This is a genomic window from Haloferax profundi (assembly GCF_001469865.1).
GTDB lineage: Archaea > Halobacteriota > Halobacteria > Halobacteriales > Haloferacaceae > Haloferax > Haloferax profundi.
Genome location: NZ_LOPV01000608.1, coordinates 1 through 651, shown reverse-complemented (window position 1 = coordinate 651; position 651 = coordinate 1). Strand labels below are relative to the sequence as shown.

1 protein-coding gene and 1 pseudogene are annotated in these 651 nt (G+C 53.8%); both read right to left on the bottom strand.

Annotated features, from left to right (window positions below):
• Nucleotides 1–379: pseudogene (locus AUR66_RS17700) on the bottom strand (hypothetical protein); the annotation flags it as partial.
• Between the two features lies 1 nt (nt 380).
• Nucleotides 381–651 (bottom strand): TOBE domain-containing protein (locus AUR66_RS17695; protein ID WP_197409860.1); only part of this gene is annotated, 271 nt, incomplete at its 5' end.

Here is a 651-nt window from a genome sequence, read left to right as displayed (position 1 = left end):
ACACGGCGAAGAGCCCAATTTGCCGACGCATTGGTGTCGTCTTCGCGATGAAGTACCCAACGGGGTACCCAACGATGACACACGCGACCGAGACGATGAGCGATAGTCGGACGGTGTACCACAGTAAGCCCCTGTAGAATGGGTCGAGCAGGAGCTTCTCGTAGTGGCTGAGGGTGAAGTTCCAACTGATAATCCTTGTCGCACTGTACTCGAAGAAGCTGATATACACGGCGTAGAGTATCGGGATGAGCAGGAAGACGAGTAAGTAGGCTGCGGTCGGAATTGCAGGGAGGAAATCTCTCACTCGCTCTGACATCGAGCTAGACCCCGTAATCCGAGTAAAGAGGTCGTCCGTCGCATCAGTTATGACGCTCAACATTCTACCCCTCCACGAGGCCGTAATCATCGAAACGTACAGTCACGCTCTCTCCTTTCGTGTATTGGGGGGCGCCGAGGTCGGTTACGAGGAATTCCCGATCACCGACTTCGACCTTGTACTCGGTGACTGAACCAAGGTGAACGGTACTGTTGATCGTTCCCGAGTAAGTAGTCTCCCCATCGCTTCCATCGTTGAGCTTGATATCTTCCGGGCGAATGTAGAGGACTCCGGATTCTGTATCCGTAGAGTCGTCTTCCATCGGAAGCGAGAAG